General features: G+C 74.2%; 13 protein-coding genes. 5 read left to right on the top strand and 8 right to left on the bottom strand.

The window, feature by feature from the left end; genetic code table 11:
* Window positions 1–163: 163 nt before the first annotated feature.
* The 8 genes from ACWEVN_RS39220 to ACWEVN_RS39185 are packed head-to-tail and all read right to left on the bottom strand — an operon-like array spanning window position 164 to window position 7,814.
* Window positions 164–1,393 carry an NAD(P)/FAD-dependent oxidoreductase gene (locus tag ACWEVN_RS39220; protein WP_452054657.1) on the bottom strand — a complete coding sequence of 410 codons (1,230 nt, stop codon included), beginning with the start codon at window positions 1,391–1,393 and terminating at the stop codon, window positions 164–166.
* Entirely contained in the window at window positions 1,390–2,925 is a 1,536-nt protein-coding gene (locus tag ACWEVN_RS39215) for an FAD-dependent oxidoreductase (RefSeq protein WP_452054656.1), read from the bottom strand. The genes ACWEVN_RS39220 and ACWEVN_RS39215 overlap by 4 nt, the downstream gene beginning before the upstream one ends.
* On the bottom strand, window positions 2,922–3,653 hold the full coding sequence (locus tag ACWEVN_RS39210; protein ID WP_452054655.1) for a class I SAM-dependent methyltransferase: 732 nt from the start codon (window positions 3,651–3,653) through the stop codon (window positions 2,922–2,924). Before ACWEVN_RS39210 ends, ACWEVN_RS39215 begins: the two co-directional genes overlap by 4 nt.
* Window positions 3,650–3,970 (bottom strand): lycopene cyclase domain-containing protein, encoded by a 321-nt coding sequence (locus tag ACWEVN_RS39205; RefSeq protein WP_310969906.1) that lies wholly within the window; start codon window positions 3,968–3,970, stop codon window positions 3,650–3,652. The genes ACWEVN_RS39210 and ACWEVN_RS39205 overlap by 4 nt, the downstream gene beginning before the upstream one ends.
* The gene (locus ACWEVN_RS39200) at window positions 3,967–4,308 is read right to left on the bottom strand and encodes a lycopene cyclase domain-containing protein (RefSeq protein ID WP_310969907.1); all 342 of its coding nucleotides are present in this window, start codon (window positions 4,306–4,308) and stop codon (window positions 3,967–3,969) included. Before ACWEVN_RS39200 ends, ACWEVN_RS39205 begins: the two co-directional genes overlap by 4 nt.
* A 1-nt stretch (window position 4,309) precedes the next feature.
* Window positions 4,310–5,272 (bottom strand): phytoene/squalene synthase family protein, encoded by a 963-nt coding sequence (locus ACWEVN_RS39195; RefSeq protein ID WP_452054654.1) that lies wholly within the window; start codon window positions 5,270–5,272, stop codon window positions 4,310–4,312.
* Window positions 5,269–6,744 carry a phytoene desaturase family protein gene (gene crtI / locus ACWEVN_RS39190; RefSeq protein WP_452054653.1) on the bottom strand — a complete coding sequence of 492 codons (1,476 nt, stop codon included), beginning with the start codon at window positions 6,742–6,744 and terminating at the stop codon, window positions 5,269–5,271. The genes ACWEVN_RS39195 and crtI overlap by 4 nt, the downstream gene beginning before the upstream one ends.
* Complete coding sequence (locus tag ACWEVN_RS39185; protein ID WP_452054652.1) at window positions 6,741–7,814, bottom strand: polyprenyl synthetase family protein; 1,074 nt, start codon at window positions 7,812–7,814, stop codon at window positions 6,741–6,743. The genes crtI and ACWEVN_RS39185 overlap by 4 nt, the downstream gene beginning before the upstream one ends.
* A gap of 291 nt (window positions 7,815–8,105) precedes the next feature.
* On the opposite strand from ACWEVN_RS39185, the gene ACWEVN_RS39180 reads away from it, so the two are divergent.
* The 5 genes from ACWEVN_RS39180 to ACWEVN_RS39160 all read left to right on the top strand — a co-directional run.
* Window positions 8,106–8,978: a MerR family transcriptional regulator gene (locus ACWEVN_RS39180; RefSeq protein WP_452054651.1), complete on the top strand. Its 873-nt coding sequence runs from the start codon at window positions 8,106–8,108 to the stop codon at window positions 8,976–8,978.
* Window positions 8,979–9,187: 209 nt separating this feature from the next.
* A complete protein-coding gene (locus ACWEVN_RS39175; protein WP_452054650.1) occupies window positions 9,188–10,192 on the top strand; it encodes a DUF5914 domain-containing protein in 1,005 nt (334 codons plus the stop codon).
* A gap of 116 nt (window positions 10,193–10,308) precedes the next feature.
* Window positions 10,309–12,264: a maltotransferase domain-containing protein gene (locus tag ACWEVN_RS39170; RefSeq protein ID WP_452054649.1), complete on the top strand. Its 1,956-nt coding sequence runs from the start codon at window positions 10,309–10,311 to the stop codon at window positions 12,262–12,264.
* On the top strand, window positions 12,261–13,940 hold the full coding sequence (gene treS, locus ACWEVN_RS39165; protein WP_452054648.1) for a maltose alpha-D-glucosyltransferase: 1,680 nt from the start codon (window positions 12,261–12,263) through the stop codon (window positions 13,938–13,940). The genes ACWEVN_RS39170 and treS overlap by 4 nt, the downstream gene beginning before the upstream one ends.
* Window positions 13,940–14,397, top strand: a 458-nt coding sequence (locus ACWEVN_RS39160) for a maltokinase N-terminal cap-like domain-containing protein (RefSeq protein ID WP_452054647.1), incomplete at its 3' end; no start/stop codon positions are given. The genes treS and ACWEVN_RS39160, both read left to right, overlap by 1 nt.

The following is a 14,397-nucleotide window of genomic DNA, read 5'->3' as shown; positions in this document are numbered from 1 at the left end:
AGCGGCCCGGGCGCGCCGCCTGGCCGAGGTCGGCGAGCACCGCGCGCCGCCCGGCTGCCGGAGGCAGGGCTGGTGCGCGGCGGGTTTCTGTCCCGGGATCGCCGCCCCTGACCCGGCGCGGTTCGGATGGTGGTCTCGCGTCGGCGGCCGCGCGAGGCGCCGTTCAGCGGCCCGGGCGCGCCGCCTGGCCCAGGTCCGTGAGCACCGCCCGCGCCGCCCGGGTGCCGGATGCCAGCGCCCCCTGCAGCGAGCTCGTGTCCCGGTGGTCACCACACACATACACCCCGTCGCCCAGCCGGACGTCGCGCCGAAGCGCGTGCGGCGGGGGCATCGACGGCAGGCCGTGGGCGATCTCGTAGCGGGCCACCAGCGGCCAGCGCGTCGCGTCCGTGCGGTACATCCGGCCCAGCGCCCGCCGCACCTCGGCCTCCGGGAGGGCCGTCAACGCCGACGCGCTCACCAGGGCCGTCCCCGGCGGTGCGTACGTCCGGCACACCTCGCTCACCACGCTCGTGTTCACCACCGGCCCGCCGCGCGCGTCGATCACGATCACCGGCTCGCGCAACGGGGACCGCGGGGGCGCGAAATACCACGTCGTCCCGCTGTTCCAGCGCGGCTCCTCCACCCCTGCGAGCCGCGCGGCCGTGGAACCGTCGGTCGCGACGACGACCGCGCGGGCCGGCCAGCGCGTGCCGTCGGCGGTGCGGACCTCGCCCGGGCGGACCTCCTCGACCGGTGTCTCCAGGTGGACGGCCGACGTCGGCAGGCCGCGGGCCAGCTGCCTCGGGAGCTCGCCCATGCCCAGCGCCGGCAGCGACGGGGCCGAGCGCAGGAAACTGCGCCACACCAGCTGGAAGAACCGGGCCGACGTGCCCAGCTCGCCCTCCAGGAACACGCCCGAGAGGAACGGCCGGAACACCGTCTCCACCGCCCGCGCCGACACTCCCGCGTGCCGCAGCTCGGCGAGCGTCGTGCGGTCGTCGCGGTCGATGATCGCCTGGGCCGGTCCGGCGGCGACGCGGGCCGACAGCGCGCCGAGCGCCGCCAGGTCCTTCGCCGACAGATAACGCCGGGCCGCGATGTCGCGCAACGCCTTCGGCGTGTCGAGGGGGTGGCCGAGCAGGGAGACGCGGTCGTCGTCGGCCACCCGGACCGCGCGCCAGAACCGGCCCAGCTGCAGGGCGTCGACGTCGACCAGGCGCCGGATCGCCGGGTAGGCCGGGTTGAGGATCTGGAAGCCCCGGTCCAGCCGGAAGCCGTCGACGACGTCGGTGCGGACCCGGCCGCCGACGTCGTCCGAGGCCTCCAGCACCGTGCACGGCACGCCGGCCCGGTGCAGCGTGACGGCGGCGGCCAGCCCGGCGAGCCCGGCGCCGACGATGACGGCGGTCATCGGCTGAAGAACTTCGTCGCGGCGAGCCGGTTGAGCACGCCGATCCGGCCGCGGTTGGGCACCGACCGCAGCGGGTGCCCGGCGAGCCCCCAGCCCTGCAGCAGCGTGGTGGCCGCGGCCCAGCCGGTCGTCGCCGCGCGTTCCATCAGCGCCACCGGGAGGTCGATCCGCACGCCGTCGCCGGCCAGGACCAGCGCCGGGTCCGGGGTGGAGACCGTCGGGCGGCGCGCGAAGTCGCCCAGGCCGAACAGCGGGCAATCCTCGCGCCACAGCGAAATCGACGCCGTCACCCCCGCACCCAGCGTCTCGGGGTAGATCGCGTGCAGCCGGTCGTCCACGGCCTTCACCAGCGTCTCGCGGTCGTCGGTCGCGGCCGCGTACGCGTGCAGCTCGACAACCGAGCCGCCGGTGCGCGCCGCCCAGCGGCGGGCCTCGCCCTCGTAGCGGTCCAGCAGGCTGATGTTGTCCAGCGGCGGCACGCTCCCGGTGCCCAGGAAGGGCGGGCGGGCCGCGTCGACCGGCCGGTCGAGCCAGAGCCGGCGGACGAGGAACGGCGGCGCCGTGCGCAACCCGGCCACGGCCGCCCGCCACTCCGGTGTCCCCACCGTGGGCGACGAGCCGACGATCGCCTGCAGCCCGCGCACCGAAGACGCGAGCACGACGCTGTCGAACTGCGCGGTGTCCTCGGCCGTCGTGACGGCGAAGCCGTCGGACGTGCGTTCGAGGGACGCCACCGGTGTGCCGGTCCGGATCGTCACCCCGCGGTCGGCCAGGTAGCCGGCCAGGGGATCCCACAGCGCCTGCGGGAACGGCTCGGTCGGCACGTCGAACACCAGACCTTCGCTGGAGCCCAGGAAGTACAGGTGGAACATGGTCGCCAGCTCCGCCGCGGACAGCTCGCGCGGGTCGGCGAAGAAACTGCGCGAGAACACCTCGAACGCCAGGTGCTTGGCCGCTTCGGGGAAGTTGATCGCGTCGAGGAAGCTCGCGGCGTCGATGTCGTCGAGCCGGTGGTAGGTCTCCGGGACGCTCACCGTGGCCAGCGGCAGGGCGTTGCGGCCGTTGAGGCGCACGAGGTCCCGCGGGGTGAACGTCGGGCTGCGCCAGGCGAACGCCAGCGCGTTCCACGGCGGCGTCCGGGGAAGCCCGGCGAAGGTGTCCGTGCGGCCCTGGGCGTCCAGGAGCGGGTAGTCGGCCAGCGGGGCCAGCCGGTCGAGCCCGGGATCGGTGCGCTTGAGCAGCGCGCGCAGGTTGTAGTACTGGCGGAAGAAGGCGTGGAAGCCCCGGCTCATGGTGACGCCGGTGCCGTCCGGCAGCCGGTCCGCCCAGCCGCCGACGCGCCCGCCGAGGTGGGTGTCGCGCTCGAAGAGCGTCACCGTGACGCCCCGCTCGGCCAGCCCGGTGGCCGCGGTGAGGCCCGCGATGCCGCCGCCGACGACCGCCGCGGTCGGGCGCCGGCCGAGCCGCCCGGCGTCGGGCAGGCCGGGCGGCGCCGGCCGGGTCTCGATGCGGCGGTCGGTGCCGAGGGTCACGACTGCTCCTGCGGGTTGGTGCCGAGGACGGTGTGCACGATGCCGTGCTGCCAGCCCGGCATCGTGCCGGTGCGGACGTCGGTGAAGCCGGCGTCGGTGAGCCGGCCGGCCAGCGCGGCGATCCCGTCGAACTCGAGGACGCTGCGGCGCAGGTGGCGGTAGAGGGTCGCGTCCCCGGTGGTGACCTTCCCGAGCGGGATGATCACGCCCGCGCAGACCGCGTTCCACACCCAGCGGGCGCGCCGCGAGTCCCGGACGGAGTACTCGTGGATCGCGATGCGCCCGCCGGGCCGCAGCAACCCGCGCAGCCGCCGCAGCTGGGCGGTCGGGTCGGTCAGGTTGCGCAACAGGTACGCCGCCAGGATCGCGTCGAACGGGCCGGAAATCCCGGCCAGCTCCTCGACCGGCGTGTGCACGAAGGTGACGTTGCCCGGCCAGTCCTTCGCCCGGGCCTGCGCCAGCATCTCCCCGGAGGCGTCGAAGGCGGTGATCTCCGCTCCGGGTGCGATGGACCGCAGCGCCGCCGTCGACGCGCCGGTGCCGCAGCCGGCGTCCAGCAGCCGCAGGCCCGCCCCGGCCCGGGGCAGCTCCAGCCGCCGGGCCGAGAGCCGGAGGTGTTCGTGGTAGCCCGGGTTGGCGCCGACCAGCCGGTCGTACCACCGCGCTTCGGTGTCGAAGGCCGACGGCACCGTGCCGCGGGGGAGGCCGTCCTTGGCCAGCTGGCTCATGCTCGCTCCTCGCGGGGGCCGGTTCGTTCCCACACCAGCAGCACCGCGGTCACCAGCGCGAAGCCGAAGAGGAAGTCCTCGACCGGGATGTCCCAGGGGAAGCGCCAGCCGGTGATGTGCTCGGGGGAGTAACGGACGATCGGGTCGGACAGTTTGGTCAGCCAGCCGTCCACCGGGATCTGGAAGGCGGTCACGATGGCCATCGCGATCCAGTAGGCCGGACGGCGGAACAGGCCCGTGCGCAGCACGAAGACCTCGAGCAGCACGACGACGGCCACCGCGGCGACCGCGGGCACGGTGTAGCCCCAGGGGATCACCGGCGCGCCTCCTTCTTCGCGAGCCGCCGCACGAACACCGTGGTGAGCTGGACGGCCTCGTAGGTCAGCAGCCCGCAGATCGGGATCACCACGAAGAACAGGACCTCCTCCAGCGGCACGGCGAACGGTGCGCGGATCCCGGTGACGCGGCCCGGCGCGTAGTCCCAGACGCGGCCCGCGATCGCCAGCGCGTCCCAGACGAGGAACACCAGCGCCACCGGCAGCACCGTGCGGACCAGCCGCCGCGGCTGCCGGTACACGCGCGCTCCGGCGAGCTCCAGCGGCAGCGTCACCAGGACGCAGGCCGCCAGCACGACGAGGTATTCGAGCTGGCCCACCTCAGCCCACCGCCACCGGGAGCGCCGGCGCCGGGTGCCGGACCCGCGCCCACTGCGTCCGCGCGACCGCCCCGCACGCGACCAGCAGCCGCTGCCCCCGGGACACCGCCGCCCGCCCGGCGAAGACGTCGTGGCCGGCGGCCTCGATGCGGTCGAGGATCCGGCCGTACAGGGTCGCGGCCGTGGCCACGCACGGGCGGGAAACCGGGTGCAGCATGGCGATCCCGGGCCGGGCCTGGGCGTACACCTCGCGCGTGAGGGCGATCTGGTTCCGGATCGCGGTCCGGACCGGCTGGTCGGCCCGCCCCTGCCGGGCGCACCAGGTCAGCCGGTCGCGGTCGACGCCGTCCGCGGCCAGCTCGTCGGCCGGCAGGTAGACGCGGCCGCGCTCCAGGTCCTCGGCGACGTCGCGCAGGAAGTTGGTGAGCTGGAAGGCTTTCCCGAGCGCGGCGGCCCGCGGCTCGGCTTCTTCGCGCGGGGCGACGGTGCCCAGCACCGGCAAAACCTGCAGCCCGATCACCTCGGCCGAGCCGTGCACGTAGGTGTCGAGCTGGGCGCGGGTGGCGTAGCCGGTGACGGTGAGGTCCATCCGCATCGAGGTGAAGAACGCTTCGAAGTACGCCTTGGCGAGGGTGTAGCGGGCCGCCGTGTCGATCACTGCGGTGAGCAGCGGGTCGTCGCTCGCGCCGGCGTCGAGGTCGGCGAGGAAGCGCTTTTCGACCTCCCGCAGGCGGGTGTCGAGCGAGGCGGGGGTGGCGTCCGCGGCCGGCTCGTCGACGATGTCGTCGAGCCAGCGGGCGAAGCCGTAGAGCGCGTGGATGGCCGGCCGCTGGGCCGGGGTCAGCAGCCGCGTCGCGAGGAAGTACGTGCGGCCGTGGCGGGCGTTGAGTTCGCGGCACCACGTGTAGGCCGAGCGCAGGCCCGGTGCGCGGATGCCGGCGGCGTCGAGTTCACGTCGGGTCATCGAGTCCCTCCGGTGATCCGGTCGGCGGCCAGTCTGCCGGAGATGAGCACGGTCGGCACCCCGACGCCCGGCACGGTGGCGCCGCCGGCCAGCACGGCGTTGTCCGTCCCGCGCGGGAGGTTCCGCGGCCGGAACGGGCCGGTCTGGGCGAAGGAGTGCGCGTAGCTGAACGGCGTCCCGGCGACCAGCCCGCGCTCGGCCCACTCGGCCGGGCCCAGGACGTGCGTGAACTCCGGTTCGAAGCCGGGCAGCAACCGGGCCCGGGCGACGTCGAGGACCTCCTCGGCGTAGGCGCCGGTGCCGGCCGCCCAGTCCGCCGGGCCGCGGTCGAGGTTGGGCACCGGCGCGAGCACGGAGTAGAGCTGGCGGCCGGGCGGCGCGAGCCCGGGATCGGCCGCGGTGGGCCGGGTGATCAACAGCGACGGGTCGCTCATCCGCCGTCCCTGCGTGATCAGCTCGTCGAACGTCGACCGCCACCCGTGCCCGAAGGAGATCGTGTGGTGGGCGACGTCCGGGTGCGCCGAGGGGCCGCCGGCGTGCACCACGAGCGCCGACGGCGCGGCCCGCAGCGGCACCGGCCGCCGCGGGTGCCGGCCGAGCAGCCGGTAGCTCTCGGGCAGCTCGGTGGTGAGGACGACGGCGTCGCAGGGGTATCGGCTCCCCGAGGCGGTCCGGACGGCGGTGACGCGGCGGCCCCGGCGTTCGAGGTCGGCCACGGTGTCGCCGTACTCGAACTTGACCCCGGCGTCGGCCGCGACCCGGGCCAGCGCCCGCGGCAGGGCGGCGATCCCGCCAGTGGGGAAGTACACCCCGCCGACGGTGTCCATGTACGAGATCACCGCGTACAGCGCCAGGGCCCGCATCGGGGACTCGCCCGCGTAGAGCGCCTGGAAGGTGAACACGCGCTTGAGCCGTTCGTCGGAGAGGAACCGCCCGACCCGGTTGTCCAGCCGCCCGAACCCGCCCAGGGCCACCAGCCGGGCCAGTTCCGGGCGGAGCATGCCGAGCGGGGAGTCGATGTTCGCGTCGACGAACCGGCCGAACTCCGTGCGGTACAGCTGCGTCAGCCAGGCGCGCAGGCGGGTGTAGCCCGCGGCTTCGGCCGGGCCGGCGAACTCGCGGACGGCCTCGGTCATCGCGTCCGCGTCGGAGTGCACGGGCAGCGTGCTGCCGTCGGCGAACTGCGCCACGTACGCCGGGTCGAGGCGGGTCAGCGGCAGTTCCTCGGTGAGCTGGGCGCCGACCGCGGCGAAGGTGTCCCGCAGGATCGACGGCATGGTCAGCACGGTCGGGCCGGTGTCGAGCAGGTAGCCGGCGCGCTCGACGCGGCCCGCGCGGCCGCCCGGGCCCGGGTCGCGCTCGAGGACGGTGACCTCGCGGCCGCGGCCGGCCAGGTGCAGGGCCGCGGCCAGGCCGGCCAGCCCGGCCCCCACGACGACGACGCGGTCCGCCGGTCCGGGCACGGTCTTCATCGGACGCGGTCCGTGCAGCGGATCGCGAGCGCGGCGAGCAGGTCGGCGGCCGGTTGCGGGACGACCGCGGGGTCGATCGCGACCAGGGCCTTGTCGGCTCGTTCGCGGATCAGTTCGCCCAGGCGGTCCCGGGCGCCGGTGGCCACGATCAGGTCCCGCCAGCGTTCGACCGCTTCGTCGTCGATCACCGGGAGGTCGAGCAGTTCGGCGAGTTCGGCCTGGTGGCGCCGGCCGGCCATCGCCGCGGCGAGCACGACGACGCTGGAGGCTTTGCGGTCGCGCAGGTCCTGCCCGGCGGGCTTGCCGGTGACGGCCGGTTCGCCGAACACGCCGAGCAGGTCGTCGCGCAGCTGGAACGCCTCGCCGACCAGGCCGCCGAACTCCGACAGCCCGGCGGTGAGCTCCGGGCCGCAGCCGGCCAGTGCCGCGCCGAATTCCAGCGGCCGCCGCACGGTGTAGTTGCCGGATTTGCGGCGCAGGACGTCGAGCAGGGTGTCCCAGCTGGGCAGCGCGCGGGCGTCGTTGACCAGGTCGGCGAGCTGGCCGACGGCCAGCTCGGCGCGCATCGCGTCGTAGTGCGGCCAGGCCCGGGCCAGGTGTGCGGGGTCCAGCCCGCTCTCGCGCAGGAGCTGCTCCGACCAGACCAGGAAAAGGTCGCCGAACAGCGTCGCGACGGATTCGCCGAACCGGGCGGCCGAGCCGGCCCAGCCTTGCTCCTCGTGCCACCGGGCGAACCGGACGTGCAGGGCGGGCCGGCCCCGGCGGAGTGCGGAACCGTCCATCACGTCGTCCTGGACCAGGGCGAAGCAGTGCAGCAGCTCGAGCGCCGCGGCCGCCCGGACCGCGGCGTCGGAGTCCGGCTGCCCGCACCGCCAGCCCACGTAGGCGAACAGCGGCCGGAGGCACTTCCCGCCCGCGACGAACTCGGGCACCGCCGTGGCCGCGAGCGCTCCCTCGCTGCGCCCGGCGAAGTGCTCGGCCGCCCGTTCGGTCACGAACCCGTGCGCCTCGGCCAGGCAACGCCGGCCCCAGGCGTCCAGCCGGTCGGCCGGCGTCATCGTCGCGGTCATGCGCCGCCCTCCCACGTTCAGGCTATTCGATTCGCAACCGTTGCATATGGGGTGTAGCTTGTCCACTTGAACGGGTGAAAACGCAGCGGCGGCCCGAACCGATCGCTGCCGCATCGAAGCGACTTTCCTGTGGACGGGGTGGTGTTACCACACGCCACCCCGCGGGGCCCGCCGTCCTCCCCTCGGCGCGGGTCCGGCATCCGGCGGCGCCCGGGTCTCCACCCCGGGTGTCGCCGGATGCGTGCCGGATAAACTTCGATCCGGGGGTTCGGCTGGCAGGACGTGGTGTTGATGGACGTCGATGCGGTGAGTGGCCGGGGTTCGTGGACGCCCGGCAAGGTCGCCGAGCTGCTCGGCGTCTCGCCGGTGACGCTGCGCACCTGGGCCGCGCGTTACGGGGTGGGTCCCTCGCTGCGCGACGACGGGCGCCACCGGCGCTACTCCGACGCCGACGTCCGCCGCCTGCAGCACATGCAGCGGCTCATCGACCGGGGCCTGCGCGCCCGCGAGGCCGCCGCGGCGGTCTTCTCGGGTCTGCCCGACGCGCTGCCGGACGTCCCGGCCGGCCGGCGCATCGAGGAGCTGGAGGGCGCCGCGGAGGGTCTTGATTTCGCGGCGCTGGCGGCGTTGCTGGACGAGCTGCTCGACGCGCTGGGCCCCTCGCGGGCCTGGACGGACGTGCTCGTGCCGGTGCTGGCGCACCTGGGCGGCCGCTGGCTGCGCGGCGACGTCTGCTTCGAGTCCGAATGGGCGCTGACCGGCGAGATCTCGTTGGCGCTCCAGCGCTACAGCGCCCGGTTCGCGAACATCCCGCCCGGCCGGGCGGTGGTCCTGGCGTGCTGCCCGGACGAGCGGCACAGCCTGCCGATGGAGGTGCTGCGGGCGGCCCTGGTGGAGATCGGCATCCCGGCGGTGTACCTCGGCCAGCTGGTCCCGGCCGAGACGACGGCGGCCATCACGGCCAAACTCGACCCGGCCGCGGTGTTCCTGTGGTCGATGTCGGCGGGCACCATCGACGACGCCCTGGCCCGCCGGCTGCGCGGCCGCGGGGTCGACGTGGTGCTGGCGGGGCCGGGGTGGGCGAATCTCGCCGGCCGGGACGTCGGGTGGGTGAACGATCTGGCCGGGGCGGTCGAGGTGGCGGCGGAGCGGCTGAAGGCGTAGGGCCGCTCGGCGTGGTGGCCGGGCGCGTGGGTTCCCTTCGCGACCCCGCGGGTACACCTGAACTGCGTGGCCTTGTCCCGCCCGCGTGTGAACCCTCGCGGCGGGACCTCGGCTGCGGCCCGGAAGCGTTGCGCAATCGCTTCACATGGCTGAGGATGGCTCGCGAGCCGGTCCTCTCGGCCGGTCGTGTTCGGGTGGGAGTGTGTCAGGTGGACTTCAAACGGCAGGTGATCGAGCGCTGGCCGGCGCGGTGGCCGGTGCGGCCGTTCCGGGAACCGGCCTGGGCGCGGCAGGAACCCACCTACCGGGAGTGCAGTCCCGCGCTCATCGAAGCCGCCGTCAAGCGTGCGGGCACGCGGCCGTCCGGCAACTGGTTCGTCTTCGCGGCCGCCCGCGAGGTGCGCGCCGACCGGCCGTTCGGGGTGCGGGTGGCCGGCCGCGAACTGGTCGCCTGGCGCGGGCCCGACGGCGGCCTGCTCGTCGGCCCCGGCGCGTGCCCCCACCTCGGCGCCCCGCTGGAGCAGGCGCGGGTGCACTGCGGCGAGCTGGTCTGCCGCTGGCACGGGTTGCGCGTCGGCGCGGACCGTCCCGGGTGGACGGCCCTCCCCGCCTTCGACGACGGCGTGCTCGCGTGGGTCCGGCTCGACCGGTTCGGCGGTGAGGAACCCACCGAGCGCCCGCCGGTGCCGGTCCGTCCGGACGGGACGACGGTGGACGCCGTCGCGACGCTCACCGGCGTTTGCGAGCCGGAAGACGTCGTGGCCAACCGCCTCGACCCGTGGCACGGCGCCTGGTTCCACCCGTACTCGTTCGCGCGGCTGCGCGTGCTGTCCGCCCCGCAGGGTGTCGACGTCGCCGAGGAGGACGACCGGTTCGTCGTCGAGGTGACGTTCCGCCTGGCCGGGAAGATCGGCGTCCCGGTGGTCGCCGAGTTCACCTGCCCCGGCCCGCGCACCGTCCTGATGACCATTGTGGACGGTGAGGGGGTCGGCAGCGTCGTGGAAACGCACGCCACCCCGCTCGGCCCCGGCCCGGACGGCCGCCCGGAAACGGCCGTGATCGAGGCGACGATCGCGGCGTCCGAACGGCCGGGTTTCGCCCACGCTGCACGGTTTGCGCCGGTTTTGCGGCCCCTCATGCGCCGGGCCGCCGCCCGCCTCTGGCGGGACGACCTGGCCTATGCGGAACGTCGGTACGCCCTGCGCGCGCCCTGATCCACCCCTGCGCCGACTGCGTCGAGTTTCCAAAGTCGACGCGGGTTTTCCCTTGGCCGGCACCGCTCTTGTCACGCTGAAGACCGGAAGCGGTATCGGCGCGGGAGGTGAGCGCGGTGGTCGGGCGCATCGTGATCGAGGACGTCCGCCCCACGGTGGGGACGGCGGAACATCCGGCCAAGGCCGTGGTCGGCGAGGCCGTGCGGGTGTCGGCCACCGTGTGGGCCGAAGGCGCCGAGGCGGTCGCCGCCGCGGTGGTGCTGCGGTGGCCGGACGGGTCCACCCGGCGGACCCGGCTGGAGCCCGACGGCGGGGACGGCTTCGCGGCGGTCGTCGTCCCCGACGAACCCGGGGTCTGGACCTTCCGGATCGACGCCTGGAGCGAGCCGTGGACCGCGTGGGAACGGTCCGTGCGGGCCAAGGCCGCCGCCGGGCTCGGCGCGCCCGAGCTGGCCAACGACTTCGAGATCGGCGCGCGGCTGCTCGAACGCGTCGCCTACCGGCCCGACCGCCGTGCCGAACGGGAGGCGCTGCTCGACGCGGCCACTGCGTTGCGGAACCGGGACCTGCTGGTGCGCGAACGGCTTTCGGCCGCGCTGTCGGAGTACGTGCTGCCGGTGATGCGCGAACACCCCGTGCGAGAGCTCTGCACCCGCGGCCGGGTCTGCCAGCTGCGCGTCGACCGCGTGCGCGGCGGCTACGGCGCCTGGTACGAGTTCTTCCCGCGCTCGACCGGCGGGACGGACAGCACCGGCCGCCCGGTGCACGGCACCTTCGCCACCGCGACCGCGCAGCTGGACCGGATCGCCTCGATGGGCTTCGACGTCGTCTACCTGCCGCCGGTGCACCCGATCGGCACGGTGCACCGCAAGGGCCGCAACAACTCCGTGACCGGCGCGGACGGCGACGTCGGCTCGCCGTGGGCGATCGGCTCGGCCGAGGGCGGGCACGACGCCATCGAACCCCGGCTCGGCACCTTCGCCGACTTCGACGCCTTCGTCGCGCGGGCCCGGGACCTCGGCCTGGAGGTCGCCCTCGACCTGGCCCTGCAGTGCGCGCCGGACCACCCGTGGGTGCACGCGCACCCGCAGTGGTTCAGCGCCCTCCCGGACGGCACGATCGCCTGCGCGGAGAACCCGCCGAAGCGGTATGAGGACATTCTGCCGCTGAACTTCGACCAGGATCCCGAGGGCCTCTACGCGGAGGTGCGCCGGATCGTCGAGCTCTGGGTGCGGCACGGCGTGCGGATCTTCCGCGTCGACAACCCGCACACGAAGCCGCCCGCGTTCTGGCACCGGCTGATCCGCGACGTCCAGGAGACGCACCCGGACGTCCTGTTCCTCGCCGAGGCGTTCACCCGCCCGGCCCGGCTGTACGGCCTCGCGCGGCTGGGCTTCAGCCAGTCCTACACCTACTTCACCTGGCGCACCACGAAAGCCGAGCTGACCGACTTCGGCCGCGAGCTGGTCGAGCACGCCGACGAAGCCCGGCCCAACCTGTTCGTCACCACCCCGGACATCCTGCCGGCGGAGCTGCAGAGCGGGAACCCGGCCGCGTTCGCCGCGCGGGCCGCGCTCGCCGCGACCCTGGCGCCGACCTGGGGCGTCTACTCGGGTTTCGAGCTCTACGAACACGAGGCACTCGGCGCGGAGGAGTACCGCGACTCGGAGAAGTACGAGCTGCGGCCGCGGGACTACGCCGCCGCGCTCGCCGAGGGGCGTTCGCTGCAGCCGTGGCTCGCCCGGCTCAACGAGATCCGCCGCGCGCACCCGGCGTTGCAGCAGCTGCGCACCCTGCGCTTCCACCACGTCGACAACGACCACCTCATCGCCTACTCGAAGACCGACCCGGCGAGCGGGGACACCGTGCTCTGCGTGGTCACCCTCGACCACTGCCACACCCAGGAGGGCACCGTGCACTGGGACTTCGCCGCGCTGGGACTGGCGCCGGACCACCGCTACACCGTGCACGACGAGGTCAGCGGCGAGATCTTCGAGTGGGGCCGCGACGCCTACGTGAAGCTCGACCCGCACCGGTCGGTGGCGCACATCGGCTCGGTCGGCCCGGCATGATCCCGCCGGTGCGCGCCGATCCCGGCTGGTTCAAGCGGGCGGTGTTCTACGAGGTGCTCGTGCGCGCGTTCAGCGACTCCGACGGCGACGGTGTCGGCGACCTGCGCGGGCTGCTCGGCAAGCTCGACTACCTGCAGTGGCTCGGCGTCGACTGCCTCTGGCTGCCGCCGTTCTACAGCTCGCCGATGCGCGACGGCGGCTACGACATCAGCGACTTCCGCGGTGTGCAGCCGGAAGGCGGGACCGTCGAGGACTTCGTCGAGCTGCTCGACGAAGCGCACCGGCACGGCCTGCGGATCATCACCGACCTCGTGATGAACCACACCTCCGACGCGCACCCGTGGTTCCAGGAGTCCCGCCGCGACCCGGACGGCCCCTTCGGCGACTTCTACGTGTGGAGCGACGACGACTCCCGCTACCGCGACGCCCGGATCATCTTCGTCGACACCGAGACGTCGAACTGGACGTTCGACCCGGTGCGCGGGCAGTTCTACTGGCACCGGTTCTTCTCCCACCAGCCCGACCTCAACTACGACAACCCCGCGGTGGCCGACGCGATGCTCGACGTCGTGCGGTTCTGGCTCGACCTCGGCATCGACGGCTTCCGGATGGACGCGGTGCCGTACCTGTTCGAACGGGAGGGCACCAGCTGCGAAAACCTGCCCGAGACCCACCAGTTCCTCAAGCGCGTCCGGCGCGTGGTCGACGAGGAGTTCCCCGGGCGGGTGCTGCTGGCCGAGGCCAACCAGTGGCCGGCCGACGTCGTCGACTACTTCGGCGATCCGGCCGCCGGCGGCGACGAGTGCCACATGGCGTTCCACTTCCCGCTGATGCCGCGGATCTTCATGGCGGTGCGGCGGGAATCGCGGTTCCCGATCTCGGAGATGCTCGCGCACACGCCGAAGATCCCGTCCGGCTGCCAGTGGGGGATCTTCCTGCGCAACCACGACGAACTGACCCTGGAGATGGTCACCGACGAGGAACGCGACTACATGTACGCGGAGTACGCCAAGGACCCGCGGATGAAGGCCAACATCGGCATCTGCCGCCGGCTGGCCCCGCTGCTGGACAACGACCGCGACCGCCAGGAGCTGTTCACCGCGCTGCTGCTGTCGCTGCCCGGCTCGCCGGTGCTCTACTACGGCGACGAAATCGGGATGGGCGACAACATCTGGCTCGGCGACCGCGACGGCGTCCGCACGCCGATGCAGTGGAGCCCGGACCGCAGCGCCGGGTTCTCCGCGTGCGACCCGAACCGGGTGTACCTGCCGGTGATCGCCGACCCGGTGTACGGCTACCAGGCGGTCAACGTCGAGTCCCAGCTGGCGGGGGAGGCGTCGCTGCTGCACTGGACCCGCCGGATGCTCGAGGTGCGCCGCGCGCACCCCGCGTTCGGTCTCGGCGAATACAGCGACCTGCACGCCGGCAACCCGGCGGTGCTGGCGTTCCTCCGCCGCCACGTCGGCGACGGCGCCGACGACGTGCTGCTGTGCGTCAACAACCTGTCCCGGCACCCGCAGCCGGCCGCGCTGGAGCTGACCGAGTTCGCCGGCCGGCGGCCGGTGGAACTGACCGGTTCGGTCCGCTTCCCGCTGATCGGCGCCGAGCCGTACTCGTTGGTGCTGCCCCGGCACGGGTTCTTCTGGTTCTCGCTGCACGACGAAAGGGGACGCTGATGACCGCCGCCCTCGACGACCGCCTCGGCGCCCTGCTCGGCGACACCGAGCTCGCCCTGCGCACCTGGCTGCCGGAGCAGCCCTGGGCCGGCCACCGGGTGGACCGGGTCCGGCTCCGGGTGCTCGGCCGGTTCACCGACCAGCTCGCCTGGGGCGGTCCCGCCGGCCTGCTCACTGTGGCCGAGGCACGCACCGGCGGCGAAGTCGTGCGCTACGGGCTGCCGCTGGGCCTGCGCGCGCCGCGCACCCCGCTGCCCGGCGTCGTCCCGATCACCAGCACCGGCGAGCTGGCGGTGTACGACGCCGTGGCCGACGACCTGCTCACCGCGGAGCTGACGGCGCTGATCGGCACGGGCGCGGCCCGCGACCGGGTCCGGTTCGTCCCCCGCCAGCGGGCCGGGCTGGCGCTGGTGCCGCGGCGCGGGCTGACCGGGCGGCCCGCCGCGGCCGAGCGGGG

It is taken from the genome of Amycolatopsis sp. NPDC003861 (assembly GCF_053605405.1).
The sequence above is the reverse complement of the archived record's forward strand: the minus strand, read 5'-3'. Positions and strand labels throughout refer to the sequence as shown.